Origin of the sequence: Roseibium marinum (assembly GCF_002906165.1) — a bacterium.
Taxonomy (GTDB): domain Bacteria; phylum Pseudomonadota; class Alphaproteobacteria; order Rhizobiales; family Stappiaceae; genus Roseibium; species Roseibium marinum.
Map to the genome: position 1 here is coordinate 233,097 of NZ_PPCN01000002.1, position 21,210 is coordinate 254,306.

The 21,210-nt window shown below is 60.6% G+C and carries 19 protein-coding genes; 7 read left to right on the forward strand and 12 right to left on the reverse strand.

The features are described from left to right. Positions 1–134: 134 nt before the first annotated feature. From purH to htpX, 4 genes are all read right to left on the reverse strand, one after another. Positions 135–1,751 (reverse strand): bifunctional phosphoribosylaminoimidazolecarboxamide formyltransferase/IMP cyclohydrolase, encoded by a 1,617-nt coding sequence (gene purH / locus CLV41_RS08000; protein WP_103221792.1) that lies wholly within the window; start codon positions 1,749–1,751, stop codon positions 135–137. A gap of 80 nt (positions 1,752–1,831) precedes the next feature. Further along, positions 1,832–3,601, reverse strand: coding sequence for a heparinase II/III family protein (locus CLV41_RS08005; RefSeq protein WP_208987372.1), 1,770 nt, complete (start codon positions 3,599–3,601; stop codon positions 1,832–1,834). A gap of 128 nt (positions 3,602–3,729) precedes the next feature. Further along, positions 3,730–5,106 (reverse strand): RsmB/NOP family class I SAM-dependent RNA methyltransferase, encoded by a 1,377-nt coding sequence (locus CLV41_RS08010; protein ID WP_103221794.1) that lies wholly within the window; start codon positions 5,104–5,106, stop codon positions 3,730–3,732. 171 nt (positions 5,107–5,277) lie between these two features. After that, positions 5,278–6,240, reverse strand: a complete 963-nt coding sequence (htpX, locus tag CLV41_RS08015) for a zinc metalloprotease HtpX (protein ID WP_103222011.1) — start codon at positions 6,238–6,240, stop codon at positions 5,278–5,280. A gap of 156 nt (positions 6,241–6,396) precedes the next feature. Here htpX and CLV41_RS08020 point away from each other — a divergent pair, with 156 nt between their 5' ends. Continuing rightward, positions 6,397–6,651, forward strand: a complete 255-nt coding sequence (locus CLV41_RS08020; RefSeq protein WP_103221795.1) for a DUF1674 domain-containing protein — start codon at positions 6,397–6,399, stop codon at positions 6,649–6,651. Positions 6,652–6,680: 29 nt separating this feature from the next. Here CLV41_RS08020 and CLV41_RS08025 read toward each other — a convergent pair whose 3' ends face one another. After that, the gene (locus CLV41_RS08025; protein WP_328590034.1) at positions 6,681–7,346 is read right to left on the reverse strand and encodes an SGNH/GDSL hydrolase family protein; all 666 of its coding nucleotides are present in this window, start codon (positions 7,344–7,346) and stop codon (positions 6,681–6,683) included. A gap of 91 nt (positions 7,347–7,437) precedes the next feature. Here CLV41_RS08025 and CLV41_RS08030 point away from each other — a divergent pair, with 91 nt between their 5' ends. The 5 genes from CLV41_RS08030 (at position 7,438) to CLV41_RS08050 (ending at position 14,643) form a co-directional block, all read left to right on the forward strand. Continuing rightward, the gene (locus CLV41_RS08030; RefSeq protein WP_146048536.1) at positions 7,438–8,511 is read left to right on the forward strand and encodes a peptidoglycan-binding domain-containing protein; all 1,074 of its coding nucleotides are present in this window, start codon (positions 7,438–7,440) and stop codon (positions 8,509–8,511) included. A 97-nt stretch (positions 8,512–8,608) separates the two neighbouring features. Then, the gene (locus tag CLV41_RS08035) at positions 8,609–9,832 is read left to right on the forward strand and encodes an aminotransferase class I/II-fold pyridoxal phosphate-dependent enzyme (RefSeq protein WP_103221797.1); all 1,224 of its coding nucleotides are present in this window, start codon (positions 8,609–8,611) and stop codon (positions 9,830–9,832) included. Beyond that, positions 9,829–12,588, forward strand: coding sequence for an FtsK/SpoIIIE family DNA translocase (locus CLV41_RS08040; RefSeq protein WP_103221798.1), 2,760 nt, complete (start codon positions 9,829–9,831; stop codon positions 12,586–12,588). Before CLV41_RS08035 ends, CLV41_RS08040 begins: the two co-directional genes overlap by 4 nt. A gap of 95 nt (positions 12,589–12,683) precedes the next feature. Then, a complete protein-coding gene (locus CLV41_RS08045; RefSeq protein WP_103221799.1) occupies positions 12,684–13,331 on the forward strand; it encodes an outer-membrane lipoprotein carrier protein LolA in 648 nt (215 codons plus the stop codon). A 337-nt stretch (positions 13,332–13,668) separates the two neighbouring features. Continuing rightward, a complete protein-coding gene (locus CLV41_RS08050) occupies positions 13,669–14,643 on the forward strand; it encodes an ATP-dependent carboxylate-amine ligase (RefSeq protein WP_103221800.1) in 975 nt (324 codons plus the stop codon). Between the two features lie 142 nt (positions 14,644–14,785). Here the strand turns inward: CLV41_RS08050 and hflC are convergent, their stop codons facing one another. From hflC to CLV41_RS08090, 7 genes are all read right to left on the reverse strand, one after another. Continuing rightward, on the reverse strand, positions 14,786–15,787 hold the full coding sequence (gene hflC / locus CLV41_RS08055; protein ID WP_103221801.1) for a protease modulator HflC: 1,002 nt from the start codon (positions 15,785–15,787) through the stop codon (positions 14,786–14,788). Beyond that, the gene (hflK, locus tag CLV41_RS08060) at positions 15,784–16,881 is read right to left on the reverse strand and encodes an FtsH protease activity modulator HflK (RefSeq protein WP_103221802.1); all 1,098 of its coding nucleotides are present in this window, start codon (positions 16,879–16,881) and stop codon (positions 15,784–15,786) included. The genes hflC and hflK overlap by 4 nt, the downstream gene beginning before the upstream one ends. 172 nt (positions 16,882–17,053) lie before the next feature. Further along, a complete protein-coding gene (locus CLV41_RS08065; protein ID WP_103221803.1) occupies positions 17,054–17,407 on the reverse strand; it encodes a hypothetical protein in 354 nt (117 codons plus the stop codon). Between the two features lie 39 nt (positions 17,408–17,446). After that, positions 17,447–17,719 (reverse strand): hypothetical protein, encoded by a 273-nt coding sequence (locus CLV41_RS08070; protein WP_208987373.1) that lies wholly within the window; start codon positions 17,717–17,719, stop codon positions 17,447–17,449. 251 nt (positions 17,720–17,970) lie between these two features. Further along, positions 17,971–18,444 (reverse strand): DUF992 domain-containing protein, encoded by a 474-nt coding sequence (locus tag CLV41_RS08075; protein WP_103221804.1) that lies wholly within the window; start codon positions 18,442–18,444, stop codon positions 17,971–17,973. A gap of 424 nt (positions 18,445–18,868) precedes the next feature. After that, entirely contained in the window at positions 18,869–19,675 is an 807-nt protein-coding gene (locus CLV41_RS08080; RefSeq protein ID WP_103221805.1) for a transglutaminase-like domain-containing protein, read from the reverse strand. Positions 19,676–19,982: 307 nt separating this feature from the next. Then, positions 19,983–20,717: a Crp/Fnr family transcriptional regulator gene (locus CLV41_RS08090; RefSeq protein WP_103221807.1), complete on the reverse strand. Its 735-nt coding sequence runs from the start codon at positions 20,715–20,717 to the stop codon at positions 19,983–19,985. A 153-nt stretch (positions 20,718–20,870) separates the two neighbouring features. On the opposite strand from CLV41_RS08090, the gene CLV41_RS08095 reads away from it, so the two are divergent. Further along, positions 20,871–21,107, forward strand: coding sequence for a hypothetical protein (locus CLV41_RS08095; RefSeq protein ID WP_103221808.1), 237 nt, complete (start codon positions 20,871–20,873; stop codon positions 21,105–21,107). Positions 21,108–21,210 lie beyond the last annotated feature (103 nt).

Sequence of the window (21,210 nt, forward strand, 5' to 3'; positions counted from 1 at the left end):
ACGGACACGAAACGAAAAACGCGCCGACGGTGACACCGGCGCGTTTCGCTACTGTCTGGAACGTCAAGGCACCGTCATCACGCCGATAGTTCAGCGAACTGACGCGGTGTTTTCCTCTTTCCGGCCAGCCGCCATCAGTGGCGGAAATGCCGCATGCCCGTCAGAACCATGGCGAGCCCTGCTTCGTCGGCCGCGGCGATGACATCGTCGTCGCGCATGGAGCCGCCCGGCTGGATAACGGCGGTCGCGCCGGCTTCGGCCGCGGACAAAAGTCCGTCCGCAAAAGGAAAGAATGCATCTGAGGCAACCACGCAGCCTTTGGTAAGCGGTTCCGCCAGACCCGCGGCCTCGGTTGCGTCCAGAGCCTTGCGGGCTGCGATCCGGGCGGAATCCACCCGGCTCATCTGACCGGCGCCGACCCCGACCGTCGCCCCGTCCTTCGCGTAGACGATGGCATTGGACTTGACGTGCTTGGCGATCCGGAAGGCGAATTTCAGATCCGCCAGTTCCCGCTCGCTGGGCGCGCGCTTCGTGACCACCTTCAGATCGAGATCGTCGACCACGCCATTGTCGCGCGACTGGACCAGAAGCCCGCCGGCGACGGATTTGACGAACAGCCCCTTGGCGCGGGCATCGGCAAGACCGCCGGTGACGAGCAGCCTGAGATTTTTCTTTGCCGCGATGATTTCGAGGGCCGCGTCGTCCACGCCGGGCGCGATGATGACCTCGGTGAAGATCTTGACGATTTCTTCCGCCGCCGCCGCATCCAGTGTCCTGTTCAGCGCAACGATCCCGCCAAAGGCGGAGACCGGGTCGCAGCGGAGTGCCTTCTCATAGGCGTCCTTCAGGTTTGTCCCTTCGGCGACACCGCAGGGATTGGCGTGCTTGATGATGGCGACCGCGCCGGTGCGGGCCGGGTCGAACTCGCTGACCAGCTCAAAAGCCGCATCCGTGTCGTTGATGTTGTTGTAGGAAAGCGTCTTGCCCTGGAGCTGACGCGCGGTCGCCACACCCGGGCGCTTTTCGCCGGTCTTGTAGAAACCCGCTGTCTGGTGCGGGTTCTCGCCGTAGCGCATGACTTCGGCCAGCGCACCGCCAATCGCCCGATGGGCGGGGGTGGCCTCGTCAAGCTGGTCGGCCATCCAGTTGGAGACCGCCGCGTCGTAAGCCGCCGTGCGCGCGAAGGCCTTCAGCGCCAGTTTCCTGCGCAGGGCAACCGGCGCCTGTCCGTCATTTGCGTCCAGTTCGGCGATCACGGCGCCGTAGTCAGCCGGATCAGTCACGACCGTCACATAGGCGTGGTTCTTCGCCGCGGCCCGCGTCATCGCCGGTCCGCCGATATCGATATTCTCGATGCCGGCGGCGTAGTCGGCACCGGAGGCGACGACTTCTTCAAAGGGATAAAGATTGCCGCAGAAAAGGTCGATGCCGGTAATGTCATGCGCCGCCATGGCCGCCTGATGGTCGGCATCGCCCCGGATAGCGAGAAGCCCGCCATGGACCATCGGATGCAGCGTCTTCACGCGGCCGTCCATGATTTCCGGAAACCCCGTGACCTCGGAAATATCCAGGACCGCCAACCCGGCGTCTTTCAGCGCCTTGTGCGACCCACCGGTCGACACCAACTCAACGCCCCGGTCCGCAAGGGCCCGGGCGAAGTCGACAAGACCGGTCTTGTCGTAAACGGAAAGAAGCGCGCGCTTGACGGGAACCAGGTCGGGAACGGGAACGGCTTTGGACACAATGGCCATGAATTTGCCTCGCGATAGGGAATCTCCGGGAAGAATGGTCGCCCTAACATGTCTTCAGGAAAATCGGAAGATCATAGATGTCAGATCGGGGCCGGTTCCTGAAGCGGCAATTCGTCCGCTTCGTCGAAATCGCTGGTACCGCGCCTGCTCAGCTTGGCGGCTGCCGTTTTGCGGAACTGCCAGCCCACGGACAGTTCCTCAAGCAAGGAGCCCGCAATGACGATCTGATCGGTTTTCCGGTGGCCGTACACATCCGACAGATAGATGCTTTCTTCCAGAAGCGGCTCGCTTCCATGGGCATCGAACTCCCAGGCTTCGCCGTCGCGGCACACCAGCAGGATCGCCGTTCCGCCGCGAATGAGCGATGCTTTCAATCCCGGGTGAAGATGAAAGCGGATCGCGTAGCGATGCTCGGGGTCGATGGATCCGACCGCGGAAAACGTGTCGATACCGTCGAGCACGGTTCCGTCGCCCGACAGGCGCAGGTCCCGCTGATGCACGACACGGAAATGCGCCGCGTAGCCGTCATGGGACGCGATGATGCGGCTGCCGGCCCTGTCGTCCTCGCGCTCGACGGGAACCATGACCGGACCGGAGAGTATCGGCGCGCCGAGCAGGTGGCCGAAGGGCCTTTCAGACAGAAAATGGCACGAGGACGTGTCTTCGATGGTCGCGGTGGAATGCGCGGCGGTGGACCGGCTCACCTTGCGCCAGAGCGGATTGGATTTCGGCGATACGCCGCAATTGACGACCATCCGGTTCTGCCCGGAGGAAAATTCGAAGGACAGGCACCCGGCATGGGCATCGCCGGACACACCGGGGTCGGGGGCGGGGCCGGTATCTATCAGAACGACGGAGTCCCCGCCGCTCAGCCGCTGATATCCGGAATGCGGCGCGTTGAGGGGCGGCGCGCCTCTGGCGTCGTCATAGGCAAGGATTGTCGCCACCAGGTCGTTGGGCGTCGAGCCCATGCCGTTGAAATGGGCCAGGGCGCCGTCGCCGTGACGGAAGAACCGCAGGAGCGGCATCATCCTGTCCACGGATTGCAGCATGGCGGGCGGCATCTCCAGTCCCTGAGCGACGAAAGCCTGCCGGACAGGCAGAAGATCGGCGAGAATATCGATAAGCGCGCGCGGATTGCGCGAGATATGGCCTCCGTCGGGGAGAATCTGACGGTTGAGCTCATGTTCCAGGCGGCGGATGCTCTGCCGGGCGAACCGGCCCTGGCCAGCCATGGAGATACAGGCCGAGGAGATGGCCAGCGCGGCGTGCAGCCGTTCGACGCCGTCTTCCGTTTCGTTGATCGTCTGGCGCAGATAGCGGATCTGCCGGGCGAGAGACTTGACGAAACCGCGGTAGAATTCGTGATCGCCATCCAGAAGAATGAAGGGCGAATGCGCCAGCCACGACAGGATACGCCGCGTAACGACGGAGGCTTCCCAGCCGATGGGATGCCAGCGTCCGCAATATCGGATCCAGTCCTCAACCAGCGCACGGGCGTTCTGCCGGGAGATGTGGCTGTCGGCGGCACGCAGGTCTCGCAGCCAGCCGAAGGCATGCAGTTCCCGCTGCCAGTCCTCGTGCGCCGCCTCCAGTTCGAAGGGAGACCGGCCCTGGGTTTCGACCAGATGGCCCGAAAACAGGAACCGCCCGCCATAAATGTCGGCGGCATTGGTCGCATCGGCGGTGCGCAGATCCTGCGGGGCGAGGAGCAACCGCGCCGGCACGGCCGAAAACGGCTGCATGCGAAAGATCGGTCCGCCATGCATCCATTTAAGGGAACGTTGCCAAACATGCAGTGCCACGAGACGCCAGACAAGGCTTCTTTCGTTGAGGCTAGCGATATTCACCAAACCATCCCCGCAACTGATGGTTTATCCGCGATTATTGGATGTCTCCGGCTCAGTAATTTGAAAACAAGGCATTAAGGTTAGCATTTCATTTAAATAAACATTGCAAGTGAACAGTTTACGCCGCGTTAAAGCCGCCTGAATCTGGCAGCGAAAAACCCGTCCATTCCCTTCATGTCCTCACCGGAGCCCGCCGCATGGCACGGAAGACAACGGAGGTATCCGGCCTCGGTAATCAGATGGCCGAGACCGCCGACTTCCTCCGCGTCAATCGGTTCAAGCCGGACCTTGCCCGCCTGACGCTCGACAAACGCCTCCACCTGCGCTTCGCCTTCCTCCGGCTCCAGCGAACAGGTGCAGTAGACGATTACTCCACCCGGCTTTACCCAGGCGACGGTCCTGTCCAGAAGATCGCCCTGGATCTCGCTCAGTTTTTCGATGTCGTACGCCTGTTTGGTCCAGGGGAGGTCCGGATGACGGCGGATCGTGCCCGTCGCACCGCAGGGCGCATCGAGCAGGATGGCATCGAACGGCTCATCCGGTACAAAGTCTCTGAGATCGGAGGCGATCGTGCGAACCGTCAGGCCCAATCGGGCCATGTTCTCTTCCAGCCGTTTGAGCCGTCCCTTGGAAATATCGACCGCCGTCACCTCGGCCCCTGCCAGGGCGAGTTGCGCTGTCTTGCCTCCAGGCGCGGCACAAAGATCGGCGGCCTTGAGACCCCGGATATCGCCGAGGAGATGGACGGGCAGCGCGGCGGCCGCGTCCTGCACCCACCATTCACCGTCTTCAAAGCCTTCAACGGCTTCCACGGACCCTTTCCTTGAAAGCCGCACGCTGCCGGCGCCGACCACGTGGCCGCCGAGCCTTTCGGCCCAGCCTTGCGGGTCCGACTTCACCGTCAGATCCAGCGCCGCCTCATTCTGATGCGCCCTTGCGATCTCGCGGGCGGTTTCCGCGCCATAAGCCGCCCGCCAGCTTTCCATCAGCCAGTCCGGCGTATTCACGATGTCCGCGTCGATATCCGCCGTGACCTCGTCGCGCTCCCGTCCCAGGCGCCGCAGCACGCCGTTGACAAGCCCTTTGTAGGGCCGCGCCCGGCGATCCGCCCCGGCATGTTCGACCGCCAGCGAGACGGCCGCCCTGTCCGGAATGTCGAGATAAAGCATCTGCGCGATGGCAACATGCAGGATATCGAGCACCCGGCCGGTCTTTTCCGGAATGCCCCGGTCAAGCAGCCGGTCCAGGATGATTGAAATTTCGCCGCGGTGCCTCAGGGCAGCGCCAAGGATCGCCCGCACCAGGGAGCGGTCATTGCCGGCAAGCGCGCGCAATCCCGAATGACCGGAGGCGGCATCGAACTCTCCGTCCAGGGTCCGTTTTTTATGAACGACGTTCCCGAGGATATCCGCGGCCACCTTGCGGGCTGCGAATCCGGGATTTTCGGATCTTTCCTGATCCTGTTGCCCGGCGGGTCCCGGGGATCTTTTCGGCGGACTTTTCAACTACCTGTCCTATTCGCGGTCCGGACAGCCGGACCTGCATGAAAACCAAGCGCCGCAGACCGGTCGTCCGGCTGCGGCGCAATAAGTGCATTCTAGATCAACGGGCTTTCATGTGAAAGCGCTTCAAACCAGAAAAGTCGGCCTGTTTGAGCGCTTCTCGCAAGCGGAGCCTTATCCCCACGGCCCTTTCGGCCGGTTCACGGCGGAGGAGCGGGTCGGCCGTACGGCGCTTTCCCACGGTCCGGAGGAACCGGAGGGTGACCTGCCGCTGAAGGTGGCCCGGCCGCCGGTGCCCAGCCCGCCATCGGCAAGCTTGCGCAGCTCGTCGATGCGGTTCCGGGTGTTGGGGTGCGTGGAAAACAGATTGTCCATCCGCTCGCCGGACAACGGGTTCATGATGAACATATGCGCTGTCGCCGGATTGGCTTCCGCGTCGGGATTATGGATGCGCTCAACGCCGTTCGCGATCTTGCCGAGCGCCGAGGCAAGCCACAGCGGCTCGCCGCAGATCTGCGCGCCCATACGGTCCGCCGCATATTCCCGCGTCCGTGAAATAGCCATCTGAACGACCATCGCCGCCATGGGGGCTACGATCATCATCACGATGACACCGACAATGCCGAGCGGATTGTTCCGGTTGCCGCCGAAGAAAAAGGCGAAATTGGCCAGCATGGAAATCGCACCGGCAATCGTCGCGGTGATCGTCATGATCAACGTGTCGTGGTTCTTCACATGCGCGAGCTCATGAGCCATCACCCCGGCGACTTCCTCCGGGGAGAGCATGTTCAAAAGCCCTGTCGTGGCCGCGACCGCCGCGTTCTGCGGGTTTCGGCCGGTGGCAAAGGCGTTCGGCTGCGGATTGTCGATGATATAGACCTTGGGCATCGGCAGGCCGGCATTGCGCGCCAGTCCTTGCACCAGATGGTAATAGTCCGGCGCGCTGCGTTCATCCACTTCGCGCGCATGATGCATGCGCAGGACCATCTTGTCCGCGTTCCAGTAGCTGAACAGGTTCATGGCGGCAGCCACCGCCAGGGCAATCATCATGCCCGACTGGCCGCCGATCATGAAGCCTATCCCCATGAAAAGGGCGGTCATTCCCGCCAGAAGCATCGCTGTGCGAACGTAGTTCATCGCCGCTGTAATCCGTTTCCTGTTCAGTTTCAGATATGGCCGGGAAAGAGCGTCCGGAACGCCCGCCTCCGGTTTGAAGATGGGGATTGCTGCCATTCTTGGCAAGATTGCACTATATGAGTCTGACAAAAGCGTAATGTTGAAGACAATGAGCCGATGACAGATAAACCCACCGCTGCCTATACATCGACCGAAGTTCCCTCGCTAAAAGCGGAAAACGAAAGCGCGCCGAGAAGAAAATTCGAGGATCTGCCCCCCGCGGCCCAGCGCGCGCTGCGGGAAGCCGAGGAACGGCGCAAGCAGATCGATGCAAAACAGCAGGCTATGCCCGAGGAAGTGAACGGCCGCGGCGGACTCGAACCGACGCGCTATGACGACTGGGAAATCAAGGGCCTGACGGTGGATTTCTGAGAACCGGTCTTCACAAGAGTAAAGACGGCTCAGGCTTCCGCCAGCTTGAGGACTTCGCCGGCAACCGCCCTGGCCAGATCCGCCTGCGGTTCGGCATCGAAGTGAACGGCGTCGATCGGACTGGCCGAAATGACGGTGCCCGTGTCGAAAAACGCCGCGCCGTATTCCGCTGCCTTTTCCCGATAGCAACCGGCAAGCCGGTGGGATTCCTTGTAACTCCTGTCATCGAATTGCGCCTCAAGGGGTGTCCCCGCCAGCGGACCGAGAGGCGGCGGTGACATGAGCAGCACTTTCGGCGCCCGGCCTTCCGTGTCGTCGGTCGGCCTGCGGGCGAAATCCAGGAGACGGCCCATGGAAGCCGCGATGGTTTCCGCGTTTGCTGAAAACCGCATCTTCAGATCGTTCGTCCCCAGCATGATGATCAGGATATCGATGGGCATGTGGGTCCGGCGTACGGTTCCCAGATGCGCCAGCCCGTTCCTGTCGCCCATCACCGGATCGTCGTAAACGGTAGTGCGCCCGTTGACGCCTTCTTCGAGCACATAAAACCCCGGCCCGAGTTCCCTTTGCATCCGCCGCGTCCAACGAATTTCGTGACCGTAGCGGGATTTATCGGCCGGGTTGAATCCCCAGGTGAGCGAATCTCCAAAGCAAACAACGCAAACCGGGTTTTTTGCGGTTCTCGACATCTTCATTAAACCTGCTAAAACGAGATTGAGTTTTCAGTTAAGTAACAGCCAAGATACGTTTTTTTACCAATTACAATCTCTCAATCGGGAGAAAAACATGCCCTATACTATTATGTCGATTAAATTCTCGGTCGGCGATTCCGACGCATACAATTTCTACAATGATGTCGTCGTCGCCCAGGGTCTTTTGAACGATCATTATTATGCGAACGCCGCCTTCGCCAGTGCCGCCGGTCAGCTCCTGACTGTCGATGGAGATTGCGGCGCGCTGACGAAAAGCGCAATCCGGTCCTTTCAGACTGTCGTCATGGGCAAAAGCCCCCATTGGGCCGACGGCCGCATCGACCCCGGCGGCCAGACCTGGCGGGCCCTGAACGGCAACCTGCCATCGGTTGCGAATATAAGCCCGGCTCCCCTGGACACCAGCACCTCGGGTGCCGTGGGCTCCTCGCTCGGCAATTCGGGGGACTATTCCGCCTTTCGGCAGGGCAACTATTCATCACATCTGGGCACCAGCAGTCAGTATGATTCCAACAAGAGCGGCGGCATCGATGCCGGGGACAAATTCTCGACAATCGCCAGTCACGGCTGCTGTCTATGCACGCTCACGATGGCGGCAACCGCCATTGGCAGCCGCGTACCGTCCTACTGGCCGGAGGGAGTGACACCGAAATCTCTGACGCCGCTCGTCGCGAACACGATCTGCAAGAATGCCGGTGCGTTTTCCGGCTACAGCCTCAACATGCAGACGGCGGCGAATGCCCTCGGAATGGCGGGAACCCATTACGGATTTACTTCGGCCATGCCGGGGAACGCGGTCGACATCCTCCTTGGCCACCTGGCCGGAGGCAACCCGGTCGCCCTTCATGTCGACTACAAGAAAGGCGGCAGCGGCGATCACTGGGTACTGGGAACCCGTAAAATCAACGATTTCGAAGGCGATGTGGAGGCAATCGACCCGGCATCTGGCGGCAGGATGAAATTCACTCGAATGGATGTGTTCAACACCCGTTACGCCGCTCAGAGCGACACTGAGAAAAAGGGGATTCTGTTCGGGCTGCCCACGAATGGCGGGTCCGCAAGCCCGTCGCGGCGCGAAAAACAGTATGACTACATCGTCGTCCGGTTCATGACGTTGCGATCGGTCGCCGGAACATCGGGTGTCTACTGACAAAACCCGCCATCCGGCGGCGGTTGGTTAATAAGGGATTTACCAGGAAGGCGATAGAGTCGAACCAAAGTTTTGCGTAACGACTGCCGGATCCCTGATGATTGCCAGCCAAAAACCCTATCAGCGCGGTGCTTCCCTGCCGCACTCCAATCCTTTTCAACGCCTTGCCGGGCTTCTGGACGGCGAGACGCCCGGCCTCGACCCGATCGTCATGACCATCGGCGAACCGCAACATGCGATTCCCGCCTTCACGGCGGAAGTTCTACTGGAAAATATCGACGGTTTCCGCCGTTATCCGCCGATCACCGGATCGCCGGAGTTCCGCGCCGCGGTCGCGGCCTGGCTGGACAGGCGCTACGATCTCGGCGGCATGATCGATGCGGAACACGGCGTCCTGCCGCTGAACGGCTCCCGCGAGGGCCTGTCTTTCGGCGCCATCGCCGCCAGGGACCAGCTCGACAAGGGGCTGGATCATCCTGTGGTGATTCTGCCCAACCCTTTCTACCAGACCTACGCCGCCGCGGCCCATGTGGCCGATGCCCAAGCTGTCTTGCTGGATGCGGTGGCCGGCAACGGCTTCCTGCCCGACCTCGACGGTCTCGACGCGGATCTTCTGGAAAGAACCGTCGCGTTCTACATTGCCTCGCCGACCAATCCGGAAGGCCATGTCGCCGATATCCCCTATTGGCAGCGCCTGATCGCACTGGCGCGCAAGCACCGTTTCTTCATTTTCGCCGACGAATGTTATTCGGAAATCTACCGCGAGACCCCGCCCCCCAGCATTCTGGAAGCCGCAAAAGCGATGGGTGGCGATTTTTCCAACATCGTCGTGCTCAATTCGCTGTCGAAACGATCCAACCTCGCCGGACTGCGCTGTGGTTTCGCGGCGGGCGACCCGGATTTCCTGACGAAATGGGCCCGTTTCCGCGGTCTTGCCGCGCCGCAGGTTCCGCTGCCGGCGCAGGCTGTTGCGGTCCGGGCCTATCAGGACGAGGACCACGTCATCGAAAACCGTCGTCTCTACAACGAGAAATTCGCGGCGGCGGAACGCCATCTGAACCCGATCCTGGGTCCCGTCACCCCCGAAGCCGGGTTTTTCCTGTGGCTCGACACCGGCAGGTGGGGCGATGCGGTGACCGTGACCCGTGATCTGTGGCGGACGACCGGCGTCAAGGTCCTTCCCGGCAGCTATCTGGCCTCCGATCACACAGATGGTGGCAATCCGGGGCGAAATTACATCCGCGTCGGTCTGGTGGCGCCGCTTGAGAAGACTGAAATCGCACTTGAACGCATGGCAAACTGGTTGGGAGAAAAAGCATGAGACGGGCGAGCGCAATCCGCGGAAACGGCCGCCGGTCTTCGGTTAATCTTCTGGACACCGAAAGCCCGATCAAACGCTTCCTCCGGCGCAATCTTGTCGGGGCGGCCGGGCTTGGCATCATCGCCATCGCAGCGATGCTGGCAGCCGCGCTGGCGACCTGGTCGGTCAGCGATCCGAGCCTCAATCACGCTACAGGCGGACAGGTTCGCAACGCGCTCGGCACTCCCGGCGCGGTCCTCGCCGATATCGTCATGCAGACCATCGGTCTGGCAACCGCCGTCTTTCTGATCCCCCTGGTCCTGTGGGGCTGGAGGCTCCTGACCGGCCATGACCTTGGCATCGGCCGCAAACGCCTTTTCTACTGGGTTGTGGGCTCCGGCCTCGCGGCGGGCGCCCTGGCCGCGCTGCCGGTTCCCGAAAGCTGGCCGCTGCCCACCGGGCTTGGCGGCTTTTTCGGAGATATGGTCCACAAGGTTCCGGCGCTGATCACGTCCAACATGACCGGCGGCGCCGCGACGATCGTTGGCGGCCTCGGTCTCGGTGTTCCGTCCGTGCTTTTCCTGCTGGCCGCCGCCGGCTGGCTTGGCTCCGCCGGCCGTCCCGCGGAACGCATCGAACCTTCCGCAACGCCCAAGGGTCACGGCAAGTCGCTTGAAGAGGATCTCGGTCTCGACGACGACGAAGGCGAATCCCGCCTCAGCCTCATGGCGAGTGCCTTTGTCGGCCAGTTTGCGCACTGGGGACTGCAGTCCACCGCCCAGCTCCGCCGTCTGACGGGTCTTAAACGCTCTTCTGCGCCTGAAGAGGAAATCTGGGACGAGGAGGAAGACGTCGAGGGCGACTTTGACGCGGACGACACCCGTCATGGCAGCCGCCTGAAAGCTTTCCGGCGGGCCCTGACCGGCCGTCTCCTGCCAGGTGGGGACGACGACGGCCTGGACGAATTCTACCAGCGCGGCCGTTATGCCGATGGCGAGGAGATCTATGCGGACGAGCCTTTCGAGGATGAAGGCGACACATTTGCGCCGGATGAGCTCCTGATCGACAAGGGACCGGTTGCCGGCCGCCCGGCGGTCCCGGTGGGCATTGCCTCACCCGAACCTGCCCCGCAGGCCTCCGCACCGCAGTCCGCCGGACCGGCACCTCAGGCCGGCCGGGTGATCCCCCCTGCCCCGCGTCCGAAACAGAGCAAGCGCGCCATCGACGAGGCGCAGCCGTCCTTCCTCGGAGCGCCCGAAGAATACGAGCTTCCGCCGCTGCGTCTGCTCTCCGAACCCAAGGTGGGTGGCAAGATCCCCGGGCTTTCCCCGGACGCACTGGAGCAGAATGCCCGTATTCTGGAAGGCGTTCTGGAAGATTTCGGCGTTCGCGGCGAAATCCTCGAGGTGCGTCCCGGTCCGGTCGTCACCCTGTACGAGCTGGAGCCGGCGCCGGGCATCAAGTCTTCCCGCGTCATCGGTCTGGCGGACGATATCGCCCGTTCCATGAGCGCGATTTCCGCCCGCGTGGCGGTCATCCCCGGCAAGAACGCCATCGGCATCGAACTGCCGAACGCCCGCCGCGAGACGGTTTACTTGCGCGAATTGCTGGCTGCGCAGGACTTCGAGAAATCCAAGGCCAAGCTGGCGCTGGCGCTGGGCAAGACGATCAACGGCGAGAGCGTCGTCGCCGATCTGGCCCGCATGCCGCACCTGCTGGTGGCGGGCACCACCGGCTCGGGCAAGTCCGTGTCGATCAACACCATGATCCTGTCGCTGCTCTACCGGCTGACGCCCGAGCAGTGCAAGATGATCATGATCGACCCGAAGATGCTGGAACTGTCGATTTATGACGGCATTCCGCATCTTCTGACGCCGGTGGTGACAGACCCGAAAAAGGCCGTCGTCGCCCTGAAGTGGACCGTCCGCGAGATGGAGGACCGCTATCGCAAGATGTCCAAGATGGGCGTCCGCAACATCGACGGCTTCAACACCCGCATCAAGCAGGCGCTGGAAAAGGGCGAGAGCTTTACAAGAACCGTCCAGACCGGGTTCGACCGCGACACCGGACAGCCGATCTACGAGGACGAGGACCTGCCGCTCGAGCAGATGCCCTATATCGTCGTCGTCGTCGACGAAATGGCCGACCTGATGATGGTCGCCGGCAAGGACATCGAAGGCGCGATCCAGCGGCTCGCCCAGATGGCCCGCGCGGCCGGCATTCACCTGATCATGGCGACACAGCGCCCGTCGGTGGATGTCATCACCGGGACCATCAAGGCGAACTTCCCGACCCGTATCTCCTTCCAGGTGACGTCGAAGATCGACAGCCGCACCATCCTGGGTGAAATGGGCGCCGAACAGCTTCTGGGCATGGGTGATATGCTGTTCATGGCCGGCGGCGGGCGCATCCAGCGCGTGCACGGCCCCTTCGTCGCCGATGACGAGGTCGAAGACATCGTCAACCACCTCAAGGTTCAGGGCACGCCGCAATATCTGGAAGCGGTCACGGAAGAAGACGAGGGCGGCGACAGCCCTTATGATGGAGGGAGTTCTACGGGCGGCGACGAGGGTAACGATCTTTACGACAAGGCGGTTGCCATCGTGCTCAAGGACAAGAAGGCGTCGACCTCCTATGTCCAGCGGCGCCTGTCGATCGGCTACAACCGCGCTGCCTCGCTGATCGAGCGCATGGAGCAGGAAGGCTTGATCAGTTCCGCGAACCACGCCGGAAAACGTGAAATTCTCGTGCAAAACGGTCTCGAGGAAGATTTTTAAGCCGCATTTGCCAAAGCTTTGCCACACACGGTGACTAGCTAGGCGGTAGTGATAAGATATCGGTTGGCGACGCTAACGACTTAGGAAACTGTCTCATGCTGAAACGCTTCGCTCAATGCCTGGTCAAGCCTCTCCTGCGGACGGCGCTGGCCGCGCTCCTGTCGGTGACGGCCGTGACGGCCGCGCAAGCCCTGACCGCCGAGGAACAGGAAACTCTTCAGGACCTGAATGCCTACTTCAATTCCGTGAAGACCATGCATGGCGACTTCATCCAGTTCGGCCCGGACGGCAGCCAGTCGGACGGCAAGTTCTACATGGCCCGTCCAGGCAAGGTGCGTTTCTACTACAACAAGCCGTCCGTCCTGGACATCGTGGCGGACGGGACGTCCGTTTCCGTGAAGGACCGCAAACTGAACACCCAGGACATCTGGCCGCTGGGCCAGACCCCGCTGCGCTTCCTGCTGTCCGACGACATCAATCTTCAAAAGGACACGAACGTCACCAACGTTCTGGTCGAAGAAGATCTCGTCACCGTCACGATCCTCGACAAGACCAAGTTCAATTCCGGTACGCTGACGCTGATTTTCGATGCCAAGGACTATGCCCTGAAGCAATGGACCGTCACGGACCAGCAAGGCTACGACACCTCCGTCGCGGTCTATAACGTCGTCTCCAACGGCCCGACCAATCCGGACCTGTTCAAGATCGACTACCTGGCCAACGCCCGCCAGAACCAGAACTGACAGGCCGACACCGCCCTGGGCTCTGCGGACGGTCAGAGACAGATCGTCAAAGCAGTCGATGCCTCGCGAAGAGAGTTCCGATAATTCGCCACCCCGGCCTCGAACTGTGGCCATATCCAAGGGTTGCCGGATGGTCCCGGACTTGATCCGGGACGGCGCGGGAAAAACGGCCACTCACCATTCTGGTGTTAATGGCTCCGTGACATCAGGCAGCCGTTGAGCTTGAACGTCTTAAATTCCCGAATTTCGTGGAAATCTTATATCCATTCGGCTTTATCTTGCAGGATCTCGGTCCCTCGGACCGCAAACTCGCCAGCCCTGCAGGACCCCGCAAAGCATGACTGAGACCTTCCCAGCCCAAACCCGCTCACTAGTCTTCCGGTTGCTGGAAACCTATTGCGAACGGAACGGACTGCGCCTGACGGCCGCCGACCCGCACGGGCACGCGGGTCTTGTCGAAAGCCCCGCAGGTAAACGCAGTTTCTTTAAAGGCACGCGCTTCGATCTCAACAGCTACGGCGCGGCGGAAATCGCAAATGACAAGGCCTATGCGGCCTTGTTCCTGAAGCAGGCCGGACTGGCGGTTCCGACCGGGAGGTTCATTTCCGGCGCCGAGATTCGCGACTGCAAACGCTTACCGGACACTGTTCTGGATTTCGCTGAACAAACCGGCTTCCCATTGTTCGTAAAGCCGAATACCGGCCGCGAAGGCAGGGACGTGATGCGGATCGACACCTATCACACGCTTCAGAACGCCCTGCATATTCTGGCAAAGCGTCACGACCAGCTGTTGCTGCAGGAGGAAGTCAAAGGCACAGAGTTGCGGGTGATCGTTCTGGACGGCGAGATCCTTGCCGCTATCGAGAGGCATCCGCCGAAGGTGGAAGGAGACGGCCACAGAACCCTCGCCGAACTGATCGATGCGGAGCCACGCATCAATGCCACAGACAGTCGGCTCGACTTGGAGCTCTCGCAACACGGCAGACATCTGGAAACCGTCCCGGCGCCGGGTCAAACCGTCACTCTCCTGCCCGTCGCCAATCTTTCATCCGGTGGCACTGCCCGGATCGTCACTTCGCAACTCTCTCCCGGCCTCGCCGCCATCGCCCGGCGCGCGGCTGAAACGCTGAACCTGCGCTATGCCGCGGTGGACCTGATCCTGCCGGACGAAAGGCACCCGGGCACCCCCGCCATCATTCTTGAAGTCAACGCCGCGCCGGGCCTGAGCAATCTTTCCCGGCAGGGTGAGCGGGAAGCCGCGCTGGTTGAAAGCATCTATGCGGCGCTTTTCGCGGCGCTTTTTGTCATGTGAAGGATATTGGCGGAAAGCGGGTGAACCCGGCCCGAAGACGTGACGCTGCAGTCGAATACAACCCGCCCCTTCATTTCATCGGACCTCCAATCGGATTTGAGTGGAGGTCCGATGAACGATTTGGAGCGGAAAATCTCCCGGCTTATTCGCCGGAAGCAGGTTGCTGATCGGGGACTTCGGATGGACCTGGTCCCACTCCCTTCAGGAATTTGAAGAGATCGCTTTCCGTTGACAGAACAAGCGTCGTGCCCCCGGAGATCATGTCCTTGTAGGCCTGCATGGTTCGCGTGAACTCGTAGAACTCCGGTGCCTGGGGATCGGTATTGTATGCCCGTGCATAGATGTCGGCAGCCGAGGCATCGGCCACGCCTCGAATTTCCTCGACGGCCCGGTAGGCTTCGGACTGAACCTTGTTCAGATCCCGCACCCTGTTGCCGCGAATACGCGCCGCTTCGCCATTGCCCTCGGACAGGAAGCGTTCGGCGATCTGGCGCCGCTCGGAAACCATTCGGTCGTAGATCTTCGGCCGCACACTTTCGTTGTAGTTGATCCGCTTGAACCGGATATCGAGTAGAGAAATCCCGAAGACGCGGACCTTTTCGGCGGCGGCTTCAAAAATTTCCCGCTCGACAAGAGCCCGTCCCTTCTGGATCGGAAGCAGCGAGCCGATATCCTGCGCGAGCTCGTCATCGGTCAGAAGCGAATCCCTCAGCGGGGTACGCCCCTTTGTCGTGCGGATGATCTCGATCAGCTCGTGTTTGGCAACGGCATTTCGTGTTTCGCTACCCAGAATGTCATCGAGGCGCGACTGAGCGCTGCGCTCGTCGCGCAGACGCAGGAAGTACTGCAGAGGTTCGGTTATCTTCCAGCGCGCGAACAGATCGACGGAAATATACAGCTTGTCCTTGGTGGGCATGTCGGACGGATTGCCGTCCCACTCCAGAACCCGGCGATCGATCCGGTTGACGACCTGGACAAACGGCAGCTTGAGCTTGAGGCCGGCCGCCGTGACAGGTTCCCCGACGGGCTTGCCGAACTGGGTGATGATGGCCTGCTCGACCTCGCTTACCGTGTAAGCGGCGGCAAAGGCTGTCACAACGACGGCGGCGGCGATTGCGGCAAGAATTCCCCATAGGAGCTTCATGGCCGATCCCCCTGTTGCTGGGGCCCCTGTGGCTGGGCCCCCTGTTGCCGATCGAGGTTGAGAAGAGGCAGGATGCTTCCGGTCGATCCGTCGACAATGATCTTCGACTGGATCGAGGGCAGCACATCCTGAAGCGTCTCGATGTAGATCCGCCTCTTTGTGACCGTGGGTGCCTTCACATATTCCGCCAGAAGCGCGCTAAACCGTGCGGCATCGCCTTCAGCCTCATTGATGCGCTTCAGCCGGTAACCGTCGGCCTCGCGGATACGCTGGTCCTTTTCGCCCTCGGCCAGCGGAATGACCTTGTTGTATTCCCGCCGCGCCTCGTTGATCAGGCGCTCCTTCTCCTGCTGGGCCTGATTGACTTCGTTGAAGGAAGCCTGGACAGGTTCGGGAGGGTTGATGTTTTTCAGCTGTACCTGATCGATGCTGATGCCCATGGCATATTTTGTCGTCAGGGTTTGCATCTTCAAAAGCGCTTCAGTCTCGATTTCCTGCCGGCCGATCGTGATGACTTCATCGACTGTCCGGTCGCCGACCACTTCGCGCATCACGGATTCCGAGACGTATCGGAGCGTCGCACCCGGTTCGCGCACTTCGAACAAGAATTTCAACGGCTCGGAAATGCGGTACTGCACCACCCATTCCACAAGCGCGGCATTCAGGTCGCCGGTGACCATTTCCGTCTCGCGGCGGCCGTCTGACGGGCTTTGATAGGGGTCTACCGCACCGGGTGTCGAAAAACCGAACTCCTGCTTGAGCTGGCGCTTCACCGGAACGATTGTGGCGACATCGATACCCAGCGGGAATTTGAAATGCAGGCCCGGCGGAACTTCCGCGACGTATTTGCCGAAACGCTGGACAACCGCGACCGAGTCGCTCGGAACGGTGTAATAGGAGGACCATGCGGCAATCGCCGCAATGGCGATCACACCGATTGCCAAAAGTCCTTTAAAGGATGGCGAACCTCCGGACCCCATACCGCCAAACAGCTGCCGGCCCTGCCGGAACAGGGCTTCGATCTCGGGTGGTGCGCGAGGGGGAGTGTTGTTCCAGGGTCCCTGGTTTTCCGATCCGGAGTGCTGTGAAGCCAAGACGTTTCTTCCTGCTATTTTGAGGGAATGCGGAGCGGCGAATGGCACTCTTCGGCACCTTCTTGTCTACGTTCTCTACGATCTGAGTCGCGGCGCGCTCGCTTGCCGCCAGACCGGCTTTCACCCACCTGCTGAACGGCCGCGAAACCGCGGCCGTTCAGCAGGTTCCTGTTCAGGACTTGTCGATGTCGAGTGCTGTCAGACAGGCTTTCGCCAGATCCCGGCTGGGCGCATCCGAACCCGGGACAGTCGCCCAGCCCGCTTCCATGAGAACATCACGGCGCTTGTAGGTGGAGGCGTCGCGGATCGCTGCGAGCTTGTCGACACGCTCCACGTCGGAACGGGAAATGTCGACACAAACCGGCACCAATGCCGCGATCACGTTGTCTTCCGACATCGAGTTCGCCATCTTGCTCGCGCTTGCGCCAGTGACCCATCCACCCCAGGTAAAGCCCAGGATTGCGAGGGCCACCGCGCCAACGCCGGCGCCAACAATCGCAGGTTTCAACCATTCGGGAGTTTTCATTTCAAGTCCTCCTGCGGAGAAAGCGCCGCATCGCTTTTTTTAAAATTTCCCGGGAGTTTCCCGGTCCTGGCTGAGCATCGTTTCCAGGTCGGTCCCGGAAACCTCGAGTTTTTCCATCTTGCCGGCTTTGCCGCCCTTGCCAGCGACGAACACGTAAGTCGCCGTCTTCCGGTAGGCGAGGAAACCCCGGCCTTCCAGACGTTCTTCTTCAATAAGAACCTCATAGTCGCCGGCTGGAATAACGTCTGGATTGCCCGCCAGCGTGAACGGGCGGAAAAAAGTCACTATCGATCTGGATGACCGTGTTTTCATCGCCGGACTCCGCCAATTTGCTGTAGATTTGCTTCTGAATCGCGTCACCGAACGCCTGCCCGCGAGATCGTCGCGACGTATGAAGATTTCAATCAACGTATTAAGTGCGCGGGCGTTTCGCCCTGATCGACGTTAGCGTCCGCCGGAAACTTTCCTGTCGATACACAGGCCGTTGGGATGCTCACCGATACCGCACCCCTCGCTCAGCAGGTAACACTTCGGACGAGATAGAAGACAGAAGTCCTTGGCCCTCATTGCGCGGGCTCAAGATTGATTGTCGTAATCGCGAGCGCAACATTCAAGCCGGTCTGGCCCTCGACGCTGAAGGGTTGCAAGCCGATGTTCTTTTCCTGCCCCCCGACGAGAGCATTTGCGCCAAGACCGATCCCCAGAGACAAGCCGGTGGACACGCCTCCATAGGACCCGGAAAGCGCGAACTTGCCGATCTCGCTGCCCGCAGGCGTGAAAACGACCCACTTTATGTAGGATTTGCCGGTGATGCCGAAATCCAGACCGATCTTGTTTATCGCACCCGAATAGCTTTCGGTGCTATCGTCCTGACCGGTAAAGGTGCACTGAAGCTTTTTGCTTGAACCCACAAGAAACCCGATCCCGCCTTCGACTTCGCATTCGAGCACGCCGAGCTTGGTTCCATCCACTTCGGCGGATACCGCGGAGACGGTCATTGCCACAGCTGCCGCGGCGAGGATCAAGACGTTTTTCATGGTGATTTCCTTTGTGGGGGCTCTTCGAATGAACACAACATTGCCCGCAAGACACCCGGCCCGGCGATTTTGCCAGCCTGGCGCACGACTGCGTCGATATTCTGCGAATTTCCCTAGTGGTTTGATTCCAGTGGATCTTTTGAATCTGACATTTGAGCGCGAGCCCAGAAGAAAACGGGTATCAAATGTCAGATTCGGTCACTGGGCCCTTCGCGACCGAGCGCTCGACAACAGCTTCAAGGTGAGGGCTTTGGATCTGTTGGAAGCTTACCCCGGTCTGGAGAGCGTCGCACTGATTTAGATTAGCGCGATTGGTATATTTCTGATCTTGAATAAATTCAGATCTTGTTTTCGGCGGAAGCTTCCGCGGATGATCATTCGGCGCTATGACTAATCGCACCTTGAAATAAAGATCAAATACGCGCTATCGAACTTCTTCCGTCCACACCTTGAATTCTGTCAGAGTATTTTGCCCGAAGGTCTGGGTCAGAGGTACATCGGAGGCATCGCGCCCATGAGCGATAAGAACACGGGCGAACCTGGGCACATTGTTGCGCGGATCGAACATCCACCATTGGCCATCGAGATAGACCTCCATCCAGGCGGCAAAATCTCCGGGGGGATGCGGTAACGGCTCGCCGATATCGCTGAGGTAACCGGTGCAGTAGCGCGCCGGAATGTTCATGCAGCGGCAGAAGCTGATCGCCAGATGCGTGAAGTCGCGGCAAACCCCGCGCCCTTCAGCCAGCGTCTGCGAGGCCGTGCGGGTGGACCGCGCATGCTCATACCCGAAAGTGACATGCTGGTGGACATAGTCGCAGATGGCCTGGACCCGCGCCCAGCCGAGTTCCGTTCGTTCGAACAATCGCCAGGCTTCATCGGACAAGAGATCCGTATCGCAATAGCGGCTTCCCAGGAGATAGACGAGCGTCTCGGACGGCAAATCCTGGACGGTGTGCTGTTTGGCGCCGGGAGATGCCGGATCCTGCTGTCCAAGGTCACGGATGATGCCATCGGTGGTCAGCGTGAAGGCGCCGGGTGGTGCGACAAGTCGCGTGCACCAGTTCCCGAAGCCGTCGCGATAGCTTTCCAGCGGCACGCTGGGAGAGGTTGTCAGATAGTCCGGGCGCTCCAGATCACCGAAACGCGAATAATGCACGTTAAGCATCGCGATCATCGGTGTCGCCTGCGGCAACTGATAACTAAGACGGCAGCCTAGACTAATTCTCATATTTGCGTTCCTCTTTCAGGCGGGAGCATCCTCGCCTTCAACTGAACGCGGTTAAGATCCACTGACGTGTTAAAATAGATCAACGCCCAAACCCCCAATCGGTTCCAATCGGAGGCCTGTTGATCTGGCTCCCGGTCGACCGGGCGGTCATTCTTTTTCCTTCGGCCGGACGCAAGTCTTTTCATACACGCGCATGAAACGCCGTTTCCAAGCGTGAACTGCCAAACATTATCATACCGCGGCAACGGTCCGCCGCATGCTGATCGGTGTTAGCTCAGGCCCGGAATTTCCTTTTGGCAAATCACAATCACAACAACACCGGGCCGGCCTGATCCAGATATGCGGGATCGAACTCCGCAAAGTCGATCAGCCGGTCATAATCATCGAATGTCACATGGCCGTTGCGAAATGTGACCAGTCCGTCTTCCCGCAAATGCCGCAGGACCCTGTTCACATGAACCGCGCTGAGCCCCAGGGCATCCGCAAGATGATACTGCGTGAGCGGGCAGGCATATCCCGACTTGTCCGCTATACCGACCAGCAGCAGCCGCGCGCCGAGCTCGAGCAGGAAATGCGCCATGCGCGCGTCGGCGGGTCGGCGTCCGAGACCTACGAGATGCTCAACCACCATCGCCTCGTCTCGTGAAGCCGCCCATAGAATGGCCGTCGCCAGCCGGGGGGTCTGTGCGAACGCCTCCAGAAGGTCGGCGGCCGAAACTTCGGCCGCCTGAATATCCGTGATCGGCTCAAAGCTGTGGTCCGAAGTGCGAAGCAAAACGCTTCGCAACCCGAGAAAGTCCCCGGGTATCTGGAAATCGACGATCTGCCGTGTCCCGTCGCGCTGGATCTTGTAGGAGCACACCCAGCCTTGCGACAGGATATACGCGGTCTGCTCGGACTGTCCCTGGTGCACGAGGTCGATCCCGACCCTGAAGGATCTGCGGCGCTGGTGCAAACGCTCGAGCACAGAGAGTTCATCCTTTGAAAGAGCCACAAATGCAGCGAGCTTTCGGGTGAAGGGGCTCTCTTCATATGCGTGCAAAGGCAACTCCCAACCCGTTGAAAAACTTTTGAACACGTCTGCACAGGGACTGCTTTCGATCAGTCCATCATACCGCACTTTCTGCGACTGTGGTGAAGTTCGTCAGGCTCCGAACCGGTCCTGAAACTTAATTCCTACGAGGGGCGGTCCACAATGCCCGACCAGAAAGACCTTTCAGGCATGGCAGCCCTCTCGATCTGCGAGGCGCTGCTGCTTGCCATAGGCGATCATAAACTTCTTCCCGAGCGCGAGATCGTCGGGGTTCTGCGCGATGCGGCCGCAACCCACGAGAACGCCGTCGGTCCCGATGAAGTCAAGCAAACTCACCTTGCCGTTGCCGAACTGATCAATCAGATCATCGACGGCGGAAACTCGGTGCGGCGGCCGTAATACCAGCCGTCGTTAACAGGAACCTGTCTGATCGGGTTGGAGGCCATACGTGGCTCCTCGCAATCACGCCGTTTGCCTGCTTGGCAATCTCTCGGCCTTGTAC